We start from the raw sequence: 241 nt of genomic DNA on the forward strand, positions 1-241 counted from the left end.
AATACGCTCATAATCTTCTGTAATCGTTTGTGCTGCTTGTATTTGTTTCTGAAAGTTATTAAATTCTTCTTGGCTTATTACAACATTCCCTGTTTCTTGTATTTCTTTGTTGAACAAACCACCTACTTTTTCAGTTTCATGTTCATATTTGACGTTTAAAGGCTTTTTAAGCGTTTCTAATGATTTTTGGTATTGTTCTATCAACTCATTGCTTTTTTGTTGTATATGGCTTAATTTTTGG

Annotated in this window: 1 pseudogene; it reads right to left on the reverse strand. The window is 30.3% G+C overall.

What is annotated here, in order from left to right:
• Positions 1–241 (reverse strand): annotated as a pseudogene (locus SH09_RS13800) (MobV family relaxase); the annotation flags it as partial.

The sequence above is a fragment of the Staphylococcus gallinarum genome, assembly GCF_000875895.1.
Classification (GTDB): Bacteria; Bacillota; Bacilli; order Staphylococcales; family Staphylococcaceae; genus Staphylococcus; species Staphylococcus gallinarum.